This is a genomic window from Mesorhizobium sp. B2-1-1 (assembly GCF_006442975.2).
Lineage (GTDB): Bacteria > Pseudomonadota > Alphaproteobacteria > Rhizobiales > Rhizobiaceae > Mesorhizobium.
This window is the reverse complement of the sequence record NZ_CP083954.1, coordinates 3,049,907-3,072,776: the sequence shown is the minus strand read 5'-3', so window position 1 is coordinate 3,072,776 and position 22,870 is coordinate 3,049,907. Positions and strand designations below refer to the sequence as shown.

Sequence of the window (22,870 nt, the reverse complement as noted above, 5' to 3'; positions counted from 1 at the left end):
GGGCAACCACCAGCTGGAATCGATTGATCCTGGCGCGCCTCGCGCCATGGTTGAGGGAACCTTTCCGTTCATCCGCCGTTCAGACGCAAAGACCCACAGTGGGCCCATCCCAGGGTCGGCGTGGGGCCTGTTCTCTTGGAGAAGTGCAATGAACGCGCTCTTTTCTTCCACAGTCAAATCCGGGCTGATAGCGCTCGGTATCTTCTCCGGCATCACGGCACCATCCGCTGCCGGACCAATCCTTCAGCCGGAGCTGTCGATCCCAGCCAGCACCGCGGCGCCGACGGTCACGCCTGTGCGTGACAGCTGGGCCGGCGGCAACAACCGGAGCTTCAACAACGACTGGAGATGGCGCCGGTCGGGCGGGTGGAACCACGGCAATTGGAACCGCGGCGATTGGGGCGGCCGTCACTGGAGCGGTCGTCACTGGAACGGCGGCGATGATTGGCGTTGGCGCCGCCACCATTATCGCGGCCGCTACTATGATGACAGCGCCGGCGCCGCGATCCTGGGGCTTGGCTTGGGGCTCGGCCTCGGCAGCATGTACAACAACTACAATTACTACGATGCACCGCCGCGCCGCTACTATCGCGCCGGCCGGCTGTCGAGCGCCCATGTCCGGTGGTGCTACAACAGATACCGCTCGTATCGCGCTTACGACAACACCTTCCAGCCCTATAACGGCCCACGCCAGCAGTGCTACTCGCCCTATCGCTGAGCCAGGCCGCACAATCCTGCAATAAAAAACGGCGCCGCGCGGCGCCGTTTCTTTTGGAGCGTGGATCGCTCAGTTCTTCGCCTTGTCGACCAGCTTGTTCTTGGAGATCCACGGCATCATCGCGCGCAGCTTGGCGCCGACTTCCTCGATCTGATGGCTGTCGTTGTTGCGGCGGATGCCCTTGAAACGCGACAGGCCGGCACGGTATTCCTGCATCCACTCCGAGGTGAACTTGCCGGTCTGGATATCCTTCAGCACCCGCTTCATCTCGGCCTTTGTCTCGGCGGTGATGATGCGCGGCCCCGAGACATATTCGCCCCATTCGGCGGTGTTCGAGATCGAGTAATTCATGTTGGCGATGCCGCCTTCATAGATCAGGTCGACAATCAGCTTGACCTCGTGCAGGCACTCGAAATAGGCCATTTCGGGCGCATAGCCGGCTTCCACCAGCGTCTCGAACCCGGCGCGGATCAGCTCCACCAGGCCGCCGCACAGCACGACCTGCTCGCCGAACAGATCGGTCTCGCATTCCTCGCGGAAATTGGTCTCGATGATACCCGAACGGCCGCCGCCGACGCCGCAGGCGTAGGAGAGCGCGAGGTCGAGCGCATTGCCCGAAGCATCCTGGTTGACGGCGACCAGGCACGGCACGCCGCCGCCCTTCTGGTATTCGCCGCGCACCGTATGGCCGGGCCCCTTCGGCGCGATCATGACGACGTCGACCGTCGACTTCGGCTCGATCAGGCCGAAATGCACGTTGAGGCCATGCGCGAAGGCGATTGCCGCGCCGTCGCGGATGTTCGGCGCGATCTCGTTTTTGTAGATGTCGGCCTGCAATTCGTCGGGCGTCGCCATCATCATCAGGTCGGCCCATTTGGCGGCGTCGGCCACGCTCATCACCTTGAGCCCGTCGGCCTCGACCTTCTTGGCGGTCGCCGATCCGGCCTTGAGGCCGATGGCGATCTCCTTGGCGCCGGAATCCTTGAGGTTGAGCGCATGCGCCCGGCCCTGGCTGCCATAGCCGATGATGGCGACCTTCTTGCCCTTGATCAGGTTGAGATCGGCATCACGATCGTAATAGACGCGCATTTTTGTCTTCCTTCCCGTTTGAAGATCAGAGGCCTTGCGGCCCGGTTTTTGCTCCGAAAAGAGCGAGAAACTGCTGCGTCGCGCGGACGGCATCACCGCCGATCGCCGCCTCAGTCAATTCCAGCCGGTCGCCAAGCAAGAGACGGATCTGCACGTCGCGGGCGACCAGCCCGAAAAACGTACGGAACGCCGTCTCGGCGTCCGAGAAATCGAGCAGCCCGGCCTGGCGGCCGGCCTCCAGCACCGGCTTCAGGCGCTTGGCGAGGGCAAAGCGCCCGTTCTCCAGCACCACCGCGCCAAGATCATCCTTGCCCGAACCGGCATGGCCGACCGCCACCCGGTTGAGTGCGATCGAAGTGTCGCTGGAAATGACCTTCAGCCAGTCGGAAGCAAATCGCTCCAGGCTCGCGGCCAACGACGCAAGGTCGAGCCCCCTGCCGTCGACCGCCGTCACCCGCACCTTCGAGGCCTGCCATTGCACCGTCGCCGTCAGCAGTCCGTCGCGGTCGCCGAACCATTTGTAGAGCGTTTCCTTGGAGCAGCTCGCCCGCCGCGCCACTGCGGTCATGGTCAGATTGTCGCCCTCTTCGACCAGCAGGCGGAGCGCTGCATCCAGGACCGCCTTCTGACGCTCCGTCAGCGCTTCGCCGTTGTCGATATCGGCATTTGCCTGCAACACGCTCTGTTCCCGTTTGATGGTAGAGCCGTAGATCGCCCGAGCTTAGTACCGTACGTTACGGTTCGGCATATTGCGCAATCCGAAGATCGGCGCAAGGCCAAAATGACGAAATGTCTTCCCCGTGTCCCCGCAGCCGCGCAACGCGTATGTTCAGTCGCCGGCTGGCGGATCGCGCAACCGCCCGAGCAAGGCCGATACCGTGTTCAGTTCTTGCGGCGAGAGCTTGTCGCCAACCAGCTCCGCGATCGACCTGCCATAGACGGCCCACATACGGCGGCGCGTCTCTCGTCCCTTGGCCGTGATGCGGACGGTTTGGCCGCGGCCGTCATCAGCCACCGGCAGCTTCTCGACAAACCCATCGGCTTCAAGTCGGGCCAGCAGCCGCGAAATATTATACTGCGCGAACAGGGTTCGTTCGATCAGCTGGAACGGCCGCAAGCCGCCCTCGCCCGCCTCAGCGAGTTCGTGCAGCACGTCATACCAGGCAAGCGGCGGCAGGCCGCCTTCCTTCAGCGCGTCTTCGGCACGTTCCACCAGCTGGCGTGATACCCGCATCAGGCGTGCCCAGGTCTTGATGGCCTCCGGCGATGGCATGGCTGTCTCGATCATGACGGCATCATAAGAGATAGATGCAATTGCATCAAGCTTGACGACCAATGCATTTGCATCTAGATAGATGCGAATGCATCGATATTGAGAGGCAAATCCGATGAAGCATGCCAGCACCCTCATTCTCGTCAGCCATCCCCTTTGCCCCTATGTCCAGCGTGCGGCGATCTCGCTGACCGAGAAAGGCGTGCCGTTCGAGCGCGTCGACATCGACCTCGCCAACAAGCCTGACTGGTTCAAGGCGGTCTCGCCGCTCGGCAAGGTGCCGCTGCTGCGCGTGCAGCGGGGGAACGATGAGACGGTGATCTTCGAATCCGCCGTCATCCTCGAATTCCTCGAAGAAACTGAGGCCAATCCCCTCCACCCGGCCGACCCCTATGCCCGTGCCCGGCATCGTGCCTGGATCGAGTATGGCTCAGCCATCCTCAACGCCGTCGGCCGGTTCTATTCGGCGTCGACCGAGGCAGGATTCCTTGCCGAGTCTCGGACGCTGTCGGAAATGTTCGATCGTGTGGAGACCGAATTGGCGGGCGAAGCCGGCCGGACTGGACCATGGTTCGAAGGCGGGCGCTTTTCGCTCGTCGACGCAGTCTACGGCCCTGTCTTCCGCTACATCGATACCTTCGACCGGATCGGCGATTTCGGCATTCTGGACGGCAAACCGCTCGTCCAGGCCTGGCGCCAGGCATTGAGTGGACGCCCGTCCGTCAAGCATGCCGTGGCGCAGGACTATCCACTGCGCCTGCATGCCTTCCTGCGGGCGAAGGGATCGTATCTTTCGACGGTCATTCGCAAGAACGATCGGGCCAGCGCGCTTCCGCCAGCCCAGTTCGGCTGAACGGATCGACCACCGTGCCGGCCACCATCGAGGCCAGGAACTGCGGCGAATGCGCGGCGTCGCGGCGCCACCACGCGGCTTATGCCTGGGCGGCATCAAAATCCGCACGCGCTTCGCGCACCGCATCATGGTTGAGTTCGGCCCATAGGATCAGTTGATGAAAGGCGCCGAACATCGAGCGCCCGAGATCGGTCAGGCTGTATTCAACGCTCGGTGGTTTGGTCGGGAACACTTCACGATGCACATAACCGTCGCGTTGCAAATCGTGCAGTGTCTGGGTCAGCATGCGCTGCGAAATGTCAGGCACCAGCCGCCGCAACTCGCCGAAACGATACGGCCTTTCAGCCAGCGCCATCACCAGCAGCGATCTCCATTTGCCGCTGACGCCCTGGATGACATTGCGAACCGGACAATCGGCAAAATTACCGCCCCCGCTCATCGCTTTGTAGGTCTCCAGCTTCGATTTCAGATTGGTGACCTTGCCGTCCATCGCTGGTTCCCTGGGTGTGCCTACCTCCCGAAAAACTGCCTTCTTTACGGCGACAGGTCAATTCCTATTTTAGTGCTGGTCTCTTTCTGAGACCACTAGAGCACCCGCCGCTTCGGCACAAATCAGGATCTCCGATGACCGAAACCCTTCTCGTCACCGGCGCCTCCGGCCAGCTTGGCCGCGGCGTCATCCGCTATCTCCTGGACGCGCATAAAACTCCGCCTGCAAAGATCATCGCTATCACGCGCAATCCCGAAAGCCTGGCAGATTTGGCGGTGCGCGGCGTCGTTGTCAGGGCCGCAGACTTCAACGACGCCATTTCGCTGGAAACCGCATTCAAGGGCGCCGACAAGGCGCTGATCATTTCGACCGGCGATCTCGATCTCAAAAGCGGCAAGCGCCTGAAGCAGCACGAGAATGCCGTCGCGGCGGCCAAAAACGCCGGCGTCTCGCACCTGCTCTATACCTCGATGCCCAACCCGGAACCGGTGTCGCCGGTCCTGTTTGCCGGTGACCACTACAGCACCGAGCAGGCAATCAAGGCGAGCGGCATCCCCTACACGATCTTCCGCAACGGCTGGTACCAGGAGAACCTGTTCATGGCGCTGCCGCACGCGATCGCCTCGGGGCACTGGTACACGTCCGCCGGCGAAGGCCGCATCGCCCATGGCGCGCGCGACGACATGGCAGCGGCGATCGCCGCCGGTCTCGCTTCCGGCTCGACCGACAACAAAACCTACACGCTGACTGGCCCGCAAGCGTACACGACGGCAGAGATCGCCGCCCTTGTCAGCGAAGTCACCGGCAAGCCGCTCGATGTCGTGCAGGTTTCGGATGATGTCCTGACCGAAGGGGTAAAGGCATCAGGCGTTCCCGAGGATTTTGCCGGCGTCATCGTTTCCTTCGACGTCAACACGCGTGCCGGCCGCATCGCCATGGTGACGGACGCGATCGAGATGCTTTCCGGCAGGACGCCAAGGACGTTGAGACAATTCCTCGAGGCGAACAAGGCTGCCCTGGCAGGTTGAAATCCACGCGGCGGGAAGTCTGTTCTCGACTTCCCGCCGCCCCTACTTCGATGTTTTGATCAGGCCGTGCCGAATAAGGCTCTCTCCGGTCGCAGCCAGCGCGTCTTCGCGCGAACGCGACTTCCAGCCGAGCATGCGAACCGCCTTGGCATTGGTGGCATTCTTGACCTTGCCCAGCTCAGGCACGAGCTGCGCGACTTCCGGATTGAACAGTCCCACCATGCGCACCAGCCAATCGGGAAGCTCTCTGGTCGAAACGCGCTTCGCCGCGTTACCGAGCCGCTTTCTCAAGGTTTGCGCGATTTCCCGCACGGTCATGAAATCGCCGGCCACCGCCAAGAAGCGCTCGCCGTTGGCAGCTGGATCGGTCATGGCGCGGATATGCAGGTCCGCCACGTCGCGTGCATCGACGACGCCGAAGGACAGGCGCGGCAGCCCCGGCATGGCGCCATTCATCATGCGTTGGACAAATTCGGTGGAGGTCGAATGGTCCGGGCCAAGCACAGGCCCGAAGATGCCGACGGGGTTGACGGCAGCAAGCTCCAACCCGCCCGCCTCGGCGGCGATAAAATCCCAGGCCGCGCGCTCGGCGAGCGTCTTCGACTTCACATAGGCGCTGACCCTTCCCATCGGATCGGTCCAGCTCTCCTCGGTGAACGGACGGCCGTCGGGCGGCATCTTGCCGTAGCCGACAGCCGCGAAGGAGGACGTCAGCACGACGCGTCTGACACCGGCATCTCGTGCCGCCCGCAGCACCCGCAACGCGCCTTCACGGGCCGGAATGATCAGCTCGTCATCATGCTTGGGCACGCCGGGCGGGAACGGCGAGGCGACATGCAGGACATAGTCGCAGCCCGCAGCGGCTAGCGGCCAGCCGGCATCGCTCATGAGATCGGCGATTGTAAAGGAGAGCCTGTCATCCGGCTCGACGCCACCTGCCTTGAGCATGGCCAGGACATCGGCTTGCCGCCTGGCCGAGCGCACAGTCGTGCGCACGCGGTAGCCAGCCTTCAGCAATTCAAGGATACAGTGAGCGCCGAGAAAGCCAGATCCGCCGGTGACAAGCACCAATTCGCCGCTCATGCCCGTCCCCCGAAGCGTCAGCCCAAGGCGATCGAGACCGTCAGATCGCCACCTGCGTGCCGATCTCTACCACACGGCCGGTCGGTATCTGGAAATATTCAGTGGCGTCGGCCGCCGTGCGCGCCAGCCCGATGAACAGCCGGTCTTGCCACACCGGCATGCCGGAATTGGGCGAGGCTTTCAGCGAGCGCCGGGACAGGAAGAAGGAGGTCGTCATGATGTCGAACTTCCAGCCTTGCTTGCGGCAGATCGCCAGCGCGCGCGGGATGTTGGGCTGCTCCATATAGCCGAAGGTCAGCGTCACCCGCATGAACAGCTCGTTGACCGTCTCCATCTTGACCCGGTCGCTGTCGGGCACCACCGGCTGCGGCGCGGTCACCACCGAGAGGATCACATTCTGCTCGTGCAGCACCTTGTAGTGCTTCAGGCTGTGCATCAGCGCGGTCGGCGCGCTGAGCGGATCGCTGGTCAGGAACACCGCGGTGCCGGATACCAGTTGCGGCTTTTTCTTCAACAGATTGCCGGCCAGGAAATCGAGCGGGATCTCGTTGCGGCGGGTCTTGTCGAAGAGATAACGGCTGCCGCGCACCCAGGTCCACATCGCCAGAACGATGGTGAAGGCCACCGCCAGCGAGGCCCAGCCGCCTTCGAACACCTTGACGATGTTGGAAGCAAAGAACCCGACATCGATGAAACCGAACAAGGCTGTCATCGCGACAGCCACCCACAGCCGCCATTTCCAGATGCGGGTCATGACGACAAACAGCAGCACGGTGGTCACCAGCATGTTGCCGGTCACCGAGATGCCGTATGCCGAAGCCAGCCTGCTGGATTCGCCGAAGCCCACCACCAGCATCATCACCACCAGCGCCAGCAACAGGTTGACGCGCGGCATGTAGATCTGGCCGGACTGTTTTTCCGACGTGTGCAGGATTTCCAGCCGTGGCAGCATGTTGAGCTGCACCGCCTGCCTGGTCAGCGAGAATGCGCCTGAAATCACCGCCTGGCTGGCGATGACCGTCGCGGCGGTCGCCAGCACCACCATCGGGATCAGCGTCCAGCCTTCGTTCATTTCGAAGAAGGGATGTCCGACCACGCCGTTCTTGGCCAGCACGAAGGCGCCCTGGCCGGCATAGTTGAGCAGCAGGCAAGGGAACACGATCGCCAGCCAGGCGAGCACGATCGGCTTGCGGCCGAAATGGCCGAGATCGGCATAAAGCGCTTCGGCGCCGGTGACCGCAAGGAAGATGGCGCCGATGGTGACGAAGGCGACATCGGGCGAATTGATCAGGAAGGCGACGATATAGTGCGGGCTGATCGCCCACAGGATTTCCGGATCGGCGATGATATGGTTGAGGCCGGACAGGCCGATAGCCAGGAACCAGACCGCGGTGATCGGGCCGAAGATCAGCGCCACGCCGCCGGTGCCGAAGCGCTGCACCGAAAACAGAACCGCCAGGATGACCAGTGTCAGCGGCACGACATAAGGCTGGAAGGTCGGCGTGACGACATTCATGCCCTCGACCGCCGAGAGCACCGAAATTGCCGGGGTTATGACGGCGTCGCCGAAGAACAGCGAGGCGCCGACGATACCGATGCCCAGGATGATCGCCGAGCGCTTCGGGAAACTGCCGCGCGCCAATGCCATCAACGACAGCACGCCGCCTTCGCCGCGGTTGTTGGCGCGCAGCACGAACATGATGTATTTGATGGTGACGATGATCGTCAGTGACCAGATGATCAGCGAGAGAACGCCAAGAATGTCGCCACGGTCGGCCACTTCGCCGCCCGACGACGCCACCAGCGCCTCGCGGAACGCGTAGATCGGGCTGGTGCCGATATCGCCGTAAACAACGCCGAGCGCGCCGAGCATCAACACCTTGGTGCTGTGCTGCTCGATCTCAGGATGGCTCGATTGTTCGACGGTTTCTGCCTCACTACCAGTGTTGGCAAGGGCCATGAACGACACTCCGATAAGCGGGCGGTGCTCTACGCTTGCTGCGATGCAATATCAAGTACCGTCGCGTTATGGCTGCCATGCTTTGCACGCGAGGCTGCCACCATTACCACCCGCAAGCCCTGAGAAATCGGCCCACCGTGCCGGCCATGCCATACTCCAACGCGTCGGCTGTCAACCCATGTCCGATCGACACTTCGGCCAATGCCGGAACGCGTCGCGCCAGGGCCGGCAGGTTGCTCACCGTCAGATCGTGCCCGGCATTGACCTCAAGGCCCGCGACAAAGGCCGCATCGGCGGTTTTTCCCAGTCTTTCCAGCTCCTTGGCCGCCTTGGCGGAATCGGCATGGCAACTGCCATAAGGTCCCGTGTAAAGCTCGATACGGTCGGCGCCGGTATCGCGCGCGGCGTTTATGCCGGCAGGATCCGCATCGGAGAACAACGAGACCCGGAAACCGCCCTTCTTCAGGCGTCTCACGATCGGTGTCAGGAACGCTGCATCGGCGATGAAGTTCCAGCCATGGTCCGAGGTTGCCTGGGAGGGATCGTCAGGCACCAGGGTCACCTGTTCCGGTTGATGCTTTTCCACGAGAGCCAGGAAATCCTCGGTCGGATGGCCCTCGATGTTGAATTCGGCCCGCGGGAACTCATCGTCGATCAAGGCCCTGATCTCAGGCAGGTCTGAACGGCGGGTATGGCGCTCGTCCGGGCGAGGATGCACCGTCAGCCCATGCGCTCCCGCCGCAAGCGCGATGCGGCCAAGCGTGATCACATCGGGCCACGGCAGGTCGCGCCGGTTGCGCAGCATGGCGATGGCGTTGAGATTGACGGAAAGCTTTGCGGGCATGGCTTCGGATCCTGCTCGATTTCGGCGCATCTATACCGCCTTTGACTGGAACAGATAGGGGGTTTCCGGTGTTCCAGAAGATCGGATGACGTTTGTGAAAGGATACGATCCCTTGAATTTCCTCGAAGCCGTGCCGGCAATCCGGCGCATCGATACGGACCGTGAGGATCTCTTCGCCATCGATATCGTCGGCCATGTCTCGGCGGCCGACGCGGAAAACCTGTTCGGCCTGCTCGAAGCGGCTTACGCGCTTCACCCGCGAATCGATGTGCTGGTGCGCGTGATCGATCATGACGGCGTCGACTGGAGCGACATATCGGACGAGACGCTGCGACAGGGCGCGGTCCAGGCCGCAGAGCATATCGGCCGTTGTGCCGCGATCGGCGAGCCGGACTGGACGGCGCAGGCGCGAGACTTCCTCCCTACCCCGCCGCCGGTCGAACTCAGGCATTTCAAAGACGAGGCCGATGCCTGGCAATGGCTCGGCGCCAGGCAACTGGGCTCCGCTACCTGACGATCGTCAACCGTTCGGCCGCCCGGGTGATCGCGGTGTAAAGCCAGCGCTGGCGCGTTTCCTTGAACGCCCAGCTTTCGTCGAACAGCACGATCTCGTTCCACTGAGACCCCTGCGCCTTGTGCACGGTCAGCGCATAGCCATAGTCGAAATCATCGAACCGCTTCTTCTGCTGCCACGGGATATCGGCGTCGGGATCCTCGAACGCCGCCTTGAGCAGCTTGATCTTGGCGACACCGCGGTCCGGATCATCCTCTTCGGGCGACACCAGGAGGTTGATGCCAGGTTTCACCGTCTCGCGCGACGAGGTCATCACCTTCCACAGCGAACCGTTGAGCAGGCCCTTGGCCGGGTCGTTGCGCAGGCACACCAGCTTGTCGCCGGCCTGCGGATAGTCGGCATTGAACCCCTTGAGCTCGCGCAGGCGCTGGTTGTAGCGGCGGCGCGTGCGGTTGGTGCCGACCAGCACCTGGTCCGCCCTCAGCACTAGGTCCTGGTTGACGTCTTCCTTGCCGATCACCTGCGCCGTGCCGTAGTCGCCGCGCATGAATTCGCGCCCCTCGCGCACGTCGAGCGCCAGCCGCAGGATCGGATTGTCGCGCGCCTGCCGGTGGATTTCGGTGAGCAGGAAATCCGGCTCGTGGTCGGTGAAGAAGCCACCGCCCGAGATCGGCGGCAACTGGCCGGGATCGCCCAGCACCAGGATCGGCGTGCCAAAGCTCAAGAGGTCACGGCCAAGCTGCTCGTCGACCATCGAGCATTCGTCGATGATGACCAGTTTCGCACGCGAGATCGGGCTCTGCCGGTTGAGCGAAAAAGTCGGCGACATCGACGTCTTGCCAGTCACCTCGTCTTCGACCGATTCCTCCCCCTTGGGCCTGTAGATCAGCGAATGGATGGTGCGGGCATTGACCGCGCCCTTGGAGCGCAGCACCTGCGCCGCCTTGCCGGTGAAGGCGGCGAACTGCACCTGGCCGTCGACATGTTCGGCGAAATAGCGCGCCAGCGTCGTCTTGCCGGTGCCGGCATAGCCGAACAGCCGGAACAATTGCGGCTTGCCGGCCTTGAGCCAGCGCGCGACCGCCTGCAGCGCCTCGTCCTGTTGGGGTGAAAATTCCATCTGATCGTGTGACCGGATTCGCAAGGGAAAGACAAGATGGCGGCCACCGCCATCGAGGCAGCCGGCGGCAAACAAGGTTATCAGGCGAGGACGGGAACGTAAAGGGAACGGGCGGCGTGTCCGCACGATCACCTGACGGCGTGCGGATCGTTCTCCAGCAGGATCGGCTTGCCGTGCGGCGTGGCATGCGCGGCGCGCTCCCAGGCCCGTGCCATCGCATCGACATCGGGCTTGGCGGCCAATCCTTTCGACGCCAGCAGCGTTTCCAGCGCTGCCAACCAATGTTCGTAATAGTCATGGCCGTCAGCCCCGGCGCCGGGTTTCTTCACTTCGGCCGACAGTGCCTGCGCCCACTCGCTCCACGAAAACAGGCCCTTGTCGTGCAGCGCCACCGTCATCGCGAAGGCTTCGGCCTGCCAGGGCTCGGCGAAGACGGGCGCATCGAGGCCGGCGGGCAGACCGGCAGGCCCGTTCGCCTCAGGCCGGTTCAAGATAGTTCTCCCAGGCATCGATGGACACGGTCAGCGTCGGATCGGCCCCGTCGCCCCAGATCTCGGCTCCGTCGAAAACCACCGTATAGACCCATTGCGGGTTCTCGCCCTGCCCATGCGCGTTGGTGTCCGGGAATACAAAGCCGTCGCGCACCGCTTCGATCCTCCCATGCTTGCCACGCGCGTAGCGCGGCAGCCTGGTGTGGCCGGTCGGATTGAAATTCCTGGTCCGCACGCGGTCGCCGGCCCTGAACCGCGGCGCCGTTTCGACCGGCCGGTTGCACGGAGCGCCCTTGGCCAGCACGGCCGGAACGTCATCGGCCTTCAGCACTCTTTTGGGCGTCGCCGCCGCATCGATCGCCTCGCCTGCCTTGAGATCACGCTCGCTGACGAAACCATGGCGCTTGAGCAGGGTTTCCAGCGCCTTGATCCAGATCTGGTAGTAGCTGGAGGCATAATAGTCGGCCGGATGCAGCGATTCCCGCGCATGCCGACTCTCATCGATATTCCAGGCGCCCATTCCGCCGGCGGTGAGCGTCACGCCGAGCGCCCGCCGCTCCCAGTCGGCATGAAAATACGGCTCGTCCCGTTCCGGCGCCACCGGTCCGAATCCCATCTGTCCACCGAGATCCTGCGGGCCGTTCATGCCGGCTCCCCCGTTTGTTCCGTTTTTTGGGCCAGCGCGGTGCCGATCATGGCATCGCGGCTTACCAATTCGGACAAGCGCTCCTCGCTCCAGCCATCGGTTCCTTGAGGCCGCATCGGGACGACGAGATAGCGCAACTCCGCCGTCGAATCCCAGACGCGTATCTTTGTTGAGGCCGGCAGCGTCAGCCCGAATTCCTCAAGCACGCCGCGCGGATCGATGACCGCGCGCGAGCGGTATGGCGGCGCCTTGTACCAGACCGGCGGCAGGCCGAGCACCGACCATGGATAACAGGAGCACAGCGTGCAGACGACGAGATTGTGCGTCTCTTCGGTGTTGAACACCGTCTGCATGTGCTCGCCTTGCCGGCCGGTGTAGCCCAGCGACCCGATCGCCGCCGTCGCATCGCGCTTCAGCCAGTCGGCAAAAGCGGGATCGCTCCAGGCCTTGGCCACCACCCTCGCGCCGTTGCGCGGACCGATCTTGGTCTCGTAGGTATCGACGATGACATCGATCGCGGCCGGATCGATCAATCCCTTGCGGGTGAGAATGGTTTCCAGCGCGCGCACGCGAGCGGCAAACGGATCGAGTTCGTTGTCGTGGTCATGATCGTGGGACATGGCCACAAACTACGGCTGCGATCCGCCGGCCGCAAGCATGACGACTTGGGCCAGTGGGCGCGACGCGGATACACTACTCCGCGGCCGTCTTTTGCGGCTCGCCTCGGATTTCGTCATCATCGTCGAACAGCGAAGGCTGATCCCCCGCTTCGACCAGATGCAATTCGGGCTTGCGCTTCGGCATCAGCCCGACCAGCCAGCCCGAGAAATTTTCCATGTAGACATAGATTACCGGTGTGACGAACAGCGTCAGCGCCTGCGAGGCGAGCAGACCGCCGACAACGGCGACGCCCAGCGGCTGGCGCAGCTCCGCGCTGGCGCCCGTGCCGAGCGCGATCGGGAACGTGCCCATCAAGGCGGCCAGGGTCGTCATCATGATCGGCCGGAACCGCATCAGGCAGGCCTTGTGGATGGACTCGGTGGCCGACATGCCCTCTCGTCGCAATTCGAGCGCGACGTCGACCATCATGATGCCGTTCTTCTTGACGATGCCGATCAGCATCAGGATGCCGATCACCGCGATGACGGACAGGTCCATGCCCGCGAAGCGCAAGGCGACAACCGCCCCCAGCACAGCCGATGGCAAGCCTGTGAGGATCGTGAGCGGGTGGATGAAGCTCTCATAGAGAATGCCGAGAACGATATAGATGGTCAGGATCGCGCCGCCGATCAGCAGGCCCTGGTTGGCGAGCGAGTCCTGGAAGGTCTTGGCCGTGCCGGCAAAGCTGGTCGAGATCGTCTCCGGCATGCCGATCTGCTCTTTGAGCGCGTTGATGCGGCTCACGCTGTCGCCGAGCGCCACGCCTTGCGGCAGATTGTAGGAGATCGTCACGGCCGGAAGCTGGCCGAGCTGGTTGACCGTCAAGGCGCCCGCCGTGCGATCGACCCGGGCGAAGGCGCCAAGCGGAACCAGCGAGCCGCTCGCCGTCCGCATCTGGATGGCCAGCATCCGCTCCGGGGACCACTCGATCTTGGGATCGAGCTCGGTGATGACTTCGTAGCTGTCGGCGGAGCCGAAGATCGTCGAAACCTGGTCGGTGCCGAACCCGCCATAAAGCGCCGAGCGCAGCGTGTCGGTGTCGATGCCGAGCTGGGCCGCCTTGTCGCGATCCACCACCAGCGTCGCCTGCAGCGCATTGTTCTGCAAATCGCTGGTGACGTCGGTGAAGGTCGCATGATCGGCCGCCATCGCGTCATTCAGTTTCTGCGCCCAGATGTCTGTCTGGCCGGTGTCGAGGCCCTGAACCACGAGCTGGTAGGCGCTGGCAGACGAGCGCGAACCCAGCCTCAGATTCTGCACAGGCTGCATGTAGGTCTCGATGCCTGCGACGCCGGCCAGTTGCTTGCGCAGATCGGCAAGCACCTTCTCGATATTGGGCCGCTGGTCCTTGCCCTTGAGCTGGACGAAAAGCTGCCCCTGGTTGAGCGCATTGTTGCCGCTGCCCGCCGACCACGCAACATGGTCGACATAGGGCGAATGCGAGAACACGCTGGCCACCTGCCCCTGCAGCTTTGCCATGGCGTCGAACGAGATGTCCTGGCGCGCAATGGTCGTCACCGATATCTGGCCGATATCCTCCTGCGGGAAAAAGCCCTTCGGCGAGACCTCGATCAGCCACACCGACGCCGCCGCGGTGCCTATGAAGACCAGGAACACCGGGAAAGTGTGCCGCAGGCAGAAGCTCAGGATCCGGTCGTAGCCGCGGGTGATGAAATCGCGCTTGTGGCCATCGCCATGCGCCTCCCGGTCGGCCTTGGTCACCGACAGCAGCCGCGAGCACAGCATCGGCGTCAGCGTCAGCGACACGAACATTGACGCCAGGATGGCGACCGTCACCACGACGGCGAACTCGTTGAAGATGCGCCCGATCACGCCGCCCATCAGAAGCACCGGGATGAACACGGCCACGAGCGAGATCGAAATCGAGATGATGGTGAAGCCGATTTCGCGCGCGCCCTTCAGCGACGCATCGAAAGCCGACAATCCGTCCTCCTCCATGTGACGGAAGATGTTTTCCAGCATCACGATGGCGTCGTCGACGACGAGGCCGACCGCAAGCGTCAGGCCCATCAGCGAAATGTTGTCGATGGAAAAGCCGAACAGGAACATCGCGCCGAGCGTGGCGATCAACGAGATCGGCACCGCCACGGCCGGGATGATGGTCGCCGTAACGCGGCGCAGGAACACGAAGATCACCATGACCACCAGTGCGATGGTCAACAGCAGCGTGAACTGCACGTCGTCCACGGCCTGGCGGATCGAGGTCGAACGATCGTTGAGCAGCTTGATCTGGGCGGCGGCCGGCATCTGGTCCTGGAAGGACGGCAGCATCGCCTTGACCTTGTCGACGACGTCGACAGTGTTGGCGTCGGGCTGGCGCTGCACCGCCATGATGATCGCGCGCGTGCCGTCATACCAGCTCGCAGTCGTCGTGGTCTGCACCGAATCAACGACGCGCGTCACCTCGCCCAGCCGCACCGGATGACCGTTCTTGGTGGCGATGATGAGGTTGGAGAATCCGGCGGCGTCGGTCAGCTGCGTATTGGCCGTGATCGTCAACTGCTGTTTGTTGTTCTTCAGAACGCCCAGCGGGGTGTTGGAGTTGGCGGATGCGATCGCCGCCTGCAGCTGGTCGATCGAAATGCCGCGCGCGGCAAGCGCGGTCGGATCGATCTGAATGCGGACTGCATATTTCTGCTGGCCGAAGATGGAGACCTGCGCCACGCCGTCGATGGTCGACAGCGACGGCGAGATGACGTTTTCGGCGAAAGCATCGAGATCGGTCAGCGGAACCGTATCGCTGACCAGCGACATCAAAAGGATCGGCGCGTCGGCCGGATTGACCTTGCGGTAGCTCGGCGGCGAGGTCATCTGGGGCGGCAGCGATCTTTGCGTGCGCGCGATCGCTGCCTGCACGTCCGCGGCCGCGGCATCGATGTCGCGGTTGAGCACGAACTGGATGGCAATCGAGGTCTGGCCGAGCGAGTTGGTGGTCGAGATCGAGTCGATGCCGGCAATGGTGGCGAATTGCTTGATCAGCGGCGTCGCCACCGACGTTGCCATCGTTTCCGGCGAGGCTCCGGGTAGCTGAGCCGAGACGTTGACGACAGGGAATTCGGCACTGGGCAGCGCGGCCACCGGGAGGAACTTGTAGGCGAACAGCCCGCCCAGAACGAGGGCGAACGACATCAGGAGGGTGGCGACAGGCCTGCGAATGCAGAACTCGGAGATCATTGGGCCGCCTCGCCGGCCTTGTCCGCTTGCGCGATCTTGGGTGCTGCCTGGTCGCCGGATCCGGCGGATGCCTTGCCTTCGTGCACGGCAGCCCCGTTCTTCAGTCGCGTCTGGCCTTCGATAACAACCTTCTCGCCGCTTTTCAGGCCATCGCTGATGGCGGCGCTCTGACCCACGGTCAGCGCCACTTGCACCGGCCGCATTTCGACTGTGTTGTCAGGCTTGACCACATAGACGAACGGCCCCTTCTGGCTGGGCTGCACCGCGACCGTGGGGACGGACGTCATCTGCGGCATGATGCCCGCGTCGAGCACGACATTCACATATTGGCCCGGCCACAGCGACAGATCGGCGTTGGGTATGCTGGCTCGCGTTGCGATGGTGCCGGAAGCGGTATCGACGCTGGAATCGACGAAATCGAGCGTGCCCTTGCCAATGGGTGTCGGGTCGCCGTCCTGGGTCAGGGTCACTGCCCCTTGCTGTGGCTTTGCCAGTGCCTTGTGCAGCAGCGCAAGGTTGCTTTCGGGCAGGTTGAAGTTCACCTGCAGCGGATCCATCTGGGTGATGGTGACGAGCGGGGTCGAAGTGCTGCTGCTGCCATTGCTCGTGGTCACGAGATCGCCCACGGCAACGTTGACCGCGCCAAGCCTGCCGGAAATCGGCGCGGTGATCCTGGCAAAGCCAAGCTGGACATTGTCTGCATCGATTGTCGCCTTGTCGGCATCGACAGTCGCTGCCGCCGCCTTCTGCGCGGCAACGGCCTGGTCGTAGGTCTGCTGCGTACCGGCCTGCTTGGCGACAAGATCCTTGGCGCGCTGAAGATCGGAATTCGAACTGGCAAGCAGCGCCTGATCCTTGGCGAGCGTCGCCTGATCCTTGGCGAGCTGCGCCTTCAAGGCACGGTCATCCAGCGAAAACAGGAGATCGCCGGTTTTCACCATCTGCCCGTCCTTGACGTCGATCGACACGATCTGGCTGGACACGCGCGCGTTGATGCTGACCACGGCGGGAGAGGAGACGAAGCCGATGGCGTAGCGCCGGACCGGGAAATCGGCCGTCGTTGCCGTGGCCGAGATGATCGAGGCCGAACGGGCGCCAGTGCCGCCAGCCGCCTGCTTGCCCCCTGCCTGCGGATCCTGGCTATCCGGCGCCGGCTTGTCCGACGCGACCTGATTTACACCGATGATCTGCCGGGCCCTGCTCAGCGCATCGGGAGACAGATAGAGCCAGGCCGCGCCTGCGCAGGCGACCGCAAGCAATGAAAGAATGACTTTTCCACGCATCGACAAAAGACCCTCTCCGTCCGACACGCCATAGCCAGGTGGTCGTATTCTAGCTCAAATCACGACGCCCTGCCGCGATTTCGCCGAATAGATAGGACAGGGCTTTGGCGGAAAAGGGCCAAAACACGGCATTACGAAGATTTAATGTGCACTGCACAATGGATGGGCTGGCCACCATGATCGCGTGCAAAAGGCGGATCGCGAACCTGGACAACTCACCGCAGCATCGGCCAAAGCGTCGCGGCCAGCAACACGCCCATGGCGATGTTGAACCATTTCAGCCGCACTGGATCGGACAGGAAACCGCGCAGCGCCGTGCCGAATCCCGCCCACACTGAAACGCTCGGCAGGTTGACGATGGTGAAGGCCACCGAGATCAGCGCCACCGACAGGAACGGATGCTCCGGATTGGAGTAGACGGCCATGGCGGTGATCGCCATCACCCAGGCCTTGGCATTGACCCACTGGAACGCCGCCGCCTCGATGAAACGCATCGGCCGCGCCTTCGTCTCGCCTTTGCCGCTGAGCGAGCGTGACATGGCGATTTTCCAGGCAAGGTAGAGCAGATAGGCGGCGCCGGCGATCTTGAGCGCGGTGTGCAGCGCCGGGAACGCCGTCAGCACGGCGCCAAGACCAAGGCCGACCGCCAGCAGCAAGACAAGAAACCCGATGCTGATGCCGAACATATGCGGCACGCTCCTCACCAGGCCGAAATTCACACCTGAGGCGAGCAGCATCAGATTGTTAGGCCCGGGCGTGATCGAGGTCACGAAGGCGTAGACAAGCAAGGCGAGGAATGCGTCGAGCGACATGATATCCTCCCAGATAAGCCAGTATTATTGTCTCTTCCAACGACCGCACAAATGCCACCCTCGGCCGGTGGCCGATCCCGTCGTCACGCTGTGGAGAAACTTACCGGTGCTACATCCCCTGCGGGCCACGGTTCATCGCCGCCACGCCGGTGCGGCAGATTTCGACCAGGCCGAGTGGCTTCATGATGGCGATGAACTGGTCGAGCTTGGAGCCCTTGCCGGTGATCTCGAAGATGAAATGCTCGGTGTTGGCGTCGATGACGCTGGCGCGGAAGGCATCCGCCAGGCGCAGCGCCTCGACGCGGGCCTCGCCGGTGCCGGCGACCTTGACCAGCGCCAGTTCCCGCTCCAGCGGCCGCTCCTGGCCGAACTCCTGCGAGCGCACGGTGAGGTCGACGACGCGGTGGACCGGCACGATGCGCTCGAGCTGGTGCTTGATCTGCTCCAGCACATGCGGCGTGCCGCGCGTCACGATGGTGATGCGCGACAGATGTTTCTCATGCTCGGTTTCCGAGACTGTCAGGCTCTCGATGTTGTAGCCGCGCCCGGAAAACAGGCCGATGACCCGGGCAAGCACGCCCGGCTCGTTGTCGACCAGCACGGAAAGCGTGTGGTTCTCGGGCTTTTCCGTTTCCTTGGCGATGAAATAGGCGGAGCCGGTCGGTTGTAGCTGTGCGTTCATGATGTGAATCTCGACTTCAAACTCTTGGATCTAATCTCTGTTTACGCACGGCTTCTCGCGACAGCCCTGCCTCTGTCCGCTGCTAAACCAGTTCCCTGCCCTTGGCGTCGATGGCGTTGGCCACCGCTTCGTCCGTCGCCTCGTCCGGCAAGAGCATCTCATTGTGCGCCTTGCCCGACGGGATCATCGGGAAGCAGTTGGCGAGCGTCGCCACGCGGCAGTCGAACAGCACCGGCTTTCTGACCGAGATCATCTCCTTGATGGCATCGTCCAGCTCGTCCGGCTTGTCGCAGCGAATACCGTGGCCGCCATAGGCTTCGGCCAGCTTGACGAAATCAGGCATGGCTTCGGTGTAGGAATGCGACAGCCGGTTGCCGTGCAGCAGCTGCTGCCATTGCCGCACCATGCCCATATACTGGTTGTTGAGAATGAAGATTTTGATCGGCGCGTCGAACTGCACCGCGGCACTCATCTCTTGCATCGTCATCTGCACCGAAGCGTCGCCGGCGATATCGACGACCAGCGCGTTCGGATGCGCGATCTGCACGCCCAGTGCCGCCGGCAAGCCGTAACCCATCGTGCCGAGCCCCCCGGACGTCATCCAGCGGTTCGGCTTCTCGAAATGGTAGTGCTGGGCCGCCCACATCTGGTGCTGGCCGACCTCCGTCGTGATGTAGGTGTCCATGTCCTTGGTCAGGGCATAGAGCCGCTGGATGGCATATTGCGGCATGATCACGTCGTTGTTCATCTTGTACGCGAGCGAATCGCGCGCGCGCCATTTGGCGATCTGCTCCCACCAGGGATAGAGCGCCTTCTTGTCGGCCTTGGCGGTTGCCCGCCACAGCCGCACGAGATCCTCCAGAACCCGGCCGACATCGCCGATAATGGGCACGTCGGTGTGGACGTTCTTGTTGATCGAGGACGGATCGATGTCGATATGGATCTTCTTCGAGTTCGGCGAGAACGCGTTGAGCCGGCCGGTGATGCGGTCGTCGAAGCGCGCACCGATGCAGACCATCACGTCGCAGTCATGCATGGCCATGTTGGCTTCGTAGGTGCCGTGCATACCGAGCATGCCGAGCCAGTTCTTGCCAGATGCCGGATAGGCGCCGAGCCCCATCAGCGTCGAGGTGATCGGGAAACCGGTGAGGTCGACCAGTTCGCGCAGCAGATGGCTCGCTTCCGGACCGGAGTTGATGACGCCGCCGCCGCTGTAGATGATCGGTTTCCTGGCACCGGCCAAAAGCTCGACCGCCGCCTTGATCTTCTCCAGATCACCCTGCACCTTCGGCTGATAGCTGGTGCGTGGCGCGGTTTGCGGAGAAACGTAAAAACCCTTGGCGAACTGCACGTCCTTCGGGATGTCGACCACGACAGGACCGGGACGGCCGGTGGTGGCGACATGGAAGGCCTCATGGATGGTTGCGGCAAGTTCGTTGACGTCCTTCACCAGCCAATTGTGCTTGGTGCAGGGGCGCGTGATGCCGACCGTGTCGCACTCCTGGAAAGCGTCCGAACCGATCAGCGAGGTCGGCACCTGCCCGGTCAGGCACACCAGCGGGATCGAATCCATCAGCGCGTCCTGCAAAGGCGTCACCGCGTTGGTCGCGCCCGGACCCGATGTCACCAGCATGACGCCTGCCCTGCCGGTCGAGCGCGCATAGCCCTCGGCCGCGTGGCCGGCGCCCTGCTCGTGCCTCACCAGGATGTGCTCGACGTCGTCCTGCTGGAATATCTCGTCATAGATCGGGAGAACCGCGCCGCCCGGATAACCGAAGACATGCTTGACGCCATTGTCCTTCAGCGCCTGCACCACCATTTCGGCGCCAGTCATTTCGCGCCGCTCGCTCTGTCCGTTGCTCATCGGTTTGGTCCCGTACTGTCCGCCATCTGGCGATTTGCTGGTCGTTTAGTCGTGTTTAAGGCAATAAAAAAGGCCCCCGAGGGAGCCTGTGTGTTGCGCATGGGAGGTTTTCGCCCGGCGGTTACACCGCCTTGCCCACGCGCCTTCCTACGAGAATGAGTGCCTTTTTCATGGTGGCGAACCATAAGGGTGAAAGCAGCCGTTCGTCAATGGGGTCGATTCCGCTTTCATGCCGGCTTGCCCGGTGCATGGCACGAAGCACGCGCACGCCGTCATTTAGACCCGGCTCGACGTCGGGTCGCTGGTCAAACCCTTGAAAACAAGCCGAACTATTTGGCGACGTGACGCGGCCCATGGTTTGCCGCGATACTGCCCGAGGCCGGACCCCAAGCTCGGCAAAGGCAGCTCGCAACGAGGCCGATCAACAAAAACGCGGAGGAAACTGATGCTCGACAAGGCCCCGAACAGGAAGCTTTCCGACCTTCTCGAACGATTTGGCGCGGCCCTTGCCGCCGGCGACGTCGACAAGGCGGTCGAATGCTTCCAGGAAGATTGTTATTGGCGCGACCTCGTCACCTTCACCTGGAATATTAAGACCATGGAAGGCCGCGATCAGGTGCGTGACATGCTGGAAAGCCAGCTGTCGAAGACGAAGCCATCACATTTCGCCATCGCCAGGGGCGAGGACGCGACCGAGGCGAACGGGGTGATCGACGGCTGGATCAGCTTCGAGACGGATGTGGCGCGCGGCTTCGGCCATATCAGGTTGAAGGACGGCAAGATCTGGACGCTGCTGACCACGATGGTCGAGCTGAAAGGGCATGAAGAGCCGGCCGGCTTCGCCCGGCCGATGGGCGCCAAGCACGGCTCCGGCAAGAACCGCCCGACCTGGAAGGAAGAGCGCGAAAAGGAAGCGGCCGAGCTTGGCTTCAAGACGCAGCCCTATACGGTCATCATCGGCGGCGGCCAGGGCGGCATCGCGCTTGGCGCGCGGCTCCGCCAGCTCGGCGTGCCGACGATCATCATCGAGAAGAATGAACGTGCCGGCGACAGTTGGCGCAAGCGCTACAAGTCGCTCTGCCTGCACGACCCGGTCTGGTATGACCATTTGCCCTACATCGATTTTCCCCGGAACTGGCCGGTTTTCTCGCCCAAGGACAAGATCGGCGACTGGCTGGAAATGTACACCAAGGTGATGGAGCTGAATTACTGGTCCTCAACCGAGGCCAAGAGCGCTTCCTACGACGAGGAGAAGAAGGAATGGACAGTTGTCGTCCACCGCGACGGCAAGGACATCACGCTGAAGCCGAAGCAGCTGGTGTTGGCCACCGGCATGTCCGGCCGTCCCAATCTGCCGAAGTTCAAGGGCATGGAGAATTTCAAGGGCGATCAGCACCACTCCTCCAAGCACCCCGGCCCCGACCAATATGCCGGCAAGAAGGTTGTCGTCATCGGCTCGAACAATTCCGCGCACGACATTTGCGCAGCACTGTGGGAAGCCGGCGTCGACGTCACCATGGTGCAGCGATCGACCACCCACATCGTCAGATCCGACACGCTGATGGATATCGGGCTTGGCGCGCTCTACTCGGAGCAGGCGGTGCAGAACGGTATGACCACCGCCAAGGCCGACCTCATCTTCGCCTCCCTGCCCTACAAGATCCTGCACGAGTTCCAGATTCCGCTTTATGAGAAGATGAAGGAGCGCGACGCGGCGTTCTACAAGGGCCTGGAAAAGGCGGGGTTCATGCTCGACTGGGGCGACGACGGCTCCGGCCTGTTCATGAAATATCTCAGGCGTGGCTCCGGCTACTACATCGATATCGGCGCTTCGCAGCTGATCATCGATGGCGCCATCAAGCTCAAGAGCGGCGTCGATGTGGCCGAGATCAAAGAACATTCCGTCCTGCTCAGCGATGGCACCGAACTGCCGGCGGACGTCATCGTCTACGCCACCGGCTACGGCTCGATGAATGGCTGGGCGGCGGAGCTGATCTCAAAGGAGGTTGCCGACAAGGTCGGCAAATGCTGGGGGCTCGGCTCGAACACCACCAAGGATCCCGGCCCATGGGAAGGTGAGCAGCGCAACATGTGGAAGCCGACGCAGCAGGAGGCGCTCTGGTTCCATGGCGGTAACCTGCACCAGTCGCGCCATTATTCGCAGTTCCTGTCGCTGCAGTTGAAGGCCAGGCAGGAAGGCATTGCGACGCCCGTCTATGGGCTGCAGCAGGTTCACCACAAGGGATAAGCCAGATCGTGGTGAAA

21 protein-coding genes are annotated in these 22,870 nt (G+C 62.8%); 5 read left to right on the top strand and 16 right to left on the bottom strand.

Features of this window, described 5'->3' with window-relative positions:
- The first annotated feature begins 148 nt into the window (after positions 1-148).
- Positions 149-718 carry a BA14K family protein gene (locus tag FJ972_RS15055; RefSeq protein WP_140495400.1) on the top strand — a complete coding sequence of 190 codons (570 nt, stop codon included), beginning with the start codon at positions 149-151 and terminating at the stop codon, positions 716-718.
- A 69-nt stretch (positions 719-787) separates the two neighbouring features.
- Here the strand turns inward: FJ972_RS15055 and ilvC are convergent, their stop codons facing one another.
- The 3 genes from ilvC to FJ972_RS15040 form a co-directional block, all read right to left on the bottom strand.
- Entirely contained in the window at positions 788-1,807 is a 1,020-nt protein-coding gene (gene ilvC, locus FJ972_RS15050; RefSeq protein WP_140495398.1) for a ketol-acid reductoisomerase, read from the bottom strand.
- Between the two features lie 25 nt (positions 1,808-1,832).
- Positions 1,833-2,483 (bottom strand): TetR/AcrR family transcriptional regulator, encoded by a 651-nt coding sequence (locus FJ972_RS15045; protein ID WP_263482980.1) that lies wholly within the window; start codon positions 2,481-2,483, stop codon positions 1,833-1,835.
- A 153-nt stretch (positions 2,484-2,636) separates the two neighbouring features.
- On the bottom strand, positions 2,637-3,095 hold the full coding sequence (locus FJ972_RS15040; RefSeq protein WP_140516702.1) for a MarR family winged helix-turn-helix transcriptional regulator: 459 nt from the start codon (positions 3,093-3,095) through the stop codon (positions 2,637-2,639).
- 100 nt (positions 3,096-3,195) lie between these two features.
- Here FJ972_RS15040 and FJ972_RS15035 point away from each other — a divergent pair, with 100 nt between their 5' ends.
- Positions 3,196-3,933, top strand: coding sequence for a glutathione S-transferase family protein (locus FJ972_RS15035; RefSeq protein WP_140521163.1), 738 nt, complete (start codon positions 3,196-3,198; stop codon positions 3,931-3,933).
- Positions 3,934-4,012: 79 nt separating this feature from the next.
- On the opposite strand, the gene FJ972_RS15030 is transcribed toward FJ972_RS15035, so the two are convergent.
- Positions 4,013-4,423, bottom strand: coding sequence for a winged helix-turn-helix transcriptional regulator (locus FJ972_RS15030; RefSeq protein ID WP_140495388.1), 411 nt, complete (start codon positions 4,421-4,423; stop codon positions 4,013-4,015).
- A gap of 134 nt (positions 4,424-4,557) precedes the next feature.
- Between FJ972_RS15030 and FJ972_RS15025 the strand changes: the two genes are divergently transcribed.
- A complete protein-coding gene (locus FJ972_RS15025; RefSeq protein ID WP_140495386.1) occupies positions 4,558-5,451 on the top strand; it encodes an SDR family oxidoreductase in 894 nt (297 codons plus the stop codon).
- A 42-nt stretch (positions 5,452-5,493) separates the two neighbouring features.
- Here FJ972_RS15025 and FJ972_RS15020 read toward each other — a convergent pair whose 3' ends face one another.
- The 3 genes from FJ972_RS15020 to FJ972_RS15010 form a co-directional block, all read right to left on the bottom strand.
- Positions 5,494-6,534, bottom strand: coding sequence for an SDR family oxidoreductase (locus FJ972_RS15020; protein ID WP_140521164.1), 1,041 nt, complete (start codon positions 6,532-6,534; stop codon positions 5,494-5,496).
- A gap of 40 nt (positions 6,535-6,574) precedes the next feature.
- Positions 6,575-8,494, bottom strand: coding sequence for a potassium transporter Kup (locus tag FJ972_RS15015; protein ID WP_140495382.1), 1,920 nt, complete (start codon positions 8,492-8,494; stop codon positions 6,575-6,577).
- 103 nt (positions 8,495-8,597) lie between these two features.
- The gene (locus FJ972_RS15010) at positions 8,598-9,338 is read right to left on the bottom strand and encodes a pyridoxine 5'-phosphate synthase (protein WP_140521165.1); all 741 of its coding nucleotides are present in this window, start codon (positions 9,336-9,338) and stop codon (positions 8,598-8,600) included.
- A 112-nt stretch (positions 9,339-9,450) separates the two neighbouring features.
- Here FJ972_RS15010 and FJ972_RS15005 point away from each other — a divergent pair, with 112 nt between their 5' ends.
- Entirely contained in the window at positions 9,451-9,852 is a 402-nt protein-coding gene (locus FJ972_RS15005; protein WP_140521265.1) for an STAS/SEC14 domain-containing protein, read from the top strand.
- Here FJ972_RS15005 and FJ972_RS15000 read toward each other — a convergent pair.
- From FJ972_RS15000 to FJ972_RS14960, 9 genes are all read right to left on the bottom strand, one after another.
- Positions 9,845-10,972, bottom strand: coding sequence for an ATP-dependent DNA helicase (locus FJ972_RS15000; protein WP_140516474.1), 1,128 nt, complete (start codon positions 10,970-10,972; stop codon positions 9,845-9,847). The two genes, FJ972_RS15005 and FJ972_RS15000, sit on opposite strands and share 8 nt — an antisense overlap.
- A gap of 128 nt (positions 10,973-11,100) precedes the next feature.
- Positions 11,101-11,463, bottom strand: coding sequence for a nitrile hydratase accessory protein (locus tag FJ972_RS14995; protein WP_181168352.1), 363 nt, complete (start codon positions 11,461-11,463; stop codon positions 11,101-11,103).
- Complete coding sequence (gene nthB, locus FJ972_RS14990; RefSeq protein WP_140521166.1) at positions 11,450-12,109, bottom strand: nitrile hydratase subunit beta; 660 nt, start codon at positions 12,107-12,109, stop codon at positions 11,450-11,452. The genes FJ972_RS14995 and nthB overlap by 14 nt, the downstream gene beginning before the upstream one ends.
- Entirely contained in the window at positions 12,106-12,729 is a 624-nt protein-coding gene (nthA, locus tag FJ972_RS14985) for a nitrile hydratase subunit alpha (RefSeq protein WP_140521167.1), read from the bottom strand. The genes nthB and nthA overlap by 4 nt, the downstream gene beginning before the upstream one ends.
- Positions 12,730-12,802: 73 nt before the next feature.
- Positions 12,803-15,964 carry an efflux RND transporter permease subunit gene (locus tag FJ972_RS14980; RefSeq protein ID WP_140521168.1) on the bottom strand — a complete coding sequence of 1,054 codons (3,162 nt, stop codon included), beginning with the start codon at positions 15,962-15,964 and terminating at the stop codon, positions 12,803-12,805.
- Positions 15,961-17,247, bottom strand: a complete 1,287-nt coding sequence (locus FJ972_RS14975; protein WP_140521169.1) for an efflux RND transporter periplasmic adaptor subunit — start codon at positions 17,245-17,247, stop codon at positions 15,961-15,963. The genes FJ972_RS14980 and FJ972_RS14975 overlap by 4 nt, the downstream gene beginning before the upstream one ends.
- A gap of 215 nt (positions 17,248-17,462) precedes the next feature.
- Entirely contained in the window at positions 17,463-18,059 is a 597-nt protein-coding gene (locus tag FJ972_RS14970) for a LysE family translocator (RefSeq protein WP_140516483.1), read from the bottom strand.
- Between the two features lie 109 nt (positions 18,060-18,168).
- Positions 18,169-18,741: an acetolactate synthase small subunit gene (gene ilvN / locus FJ972_RS14965; RefSeq protein ID WP_023676680.1), complete on the bottom strand. Its 573-nt coding sequence runs from the start codon at positions 18,739-18,741 to the stop codon at positions 18,169-18,171.
- Positions 18,742-18,823: 82 nt separating this feature from the next.
- Positions 18,824-20,575: an acetolactate synthase 3 large subunit gene (locus tag FJ972_RS14960; protein ID WP_246671750.1), complete on the bottom strand. Its 1,752-nt coding sequence runs from the start codon at positions 20,573-20,575 to the stop codon at positions 18,824-18,826.
- 475 nt (positions 20,576-21,050) lie between these two features.
- On the opposite strand from FJ972_RS14960, the gene FJ972_RS14955 reads away from it, so the two are divergent.
- Positions 21,051-22,853 carry an NAD(P)/FAD-dependent oxidoreductase gene (locus FJ972_RS14955; protein ID WP_140495364.1) on the top strand — a complete coding sequence of 601 codons (1,803 nt, stop codon included), beginning with the start codon at positions 21,051-21,053 and terminating at the stop codon, positions 22,851-22,853.
- The last annotated feature ends 17 nt before the right edge of the window (positions 22,854-22,870 follow it).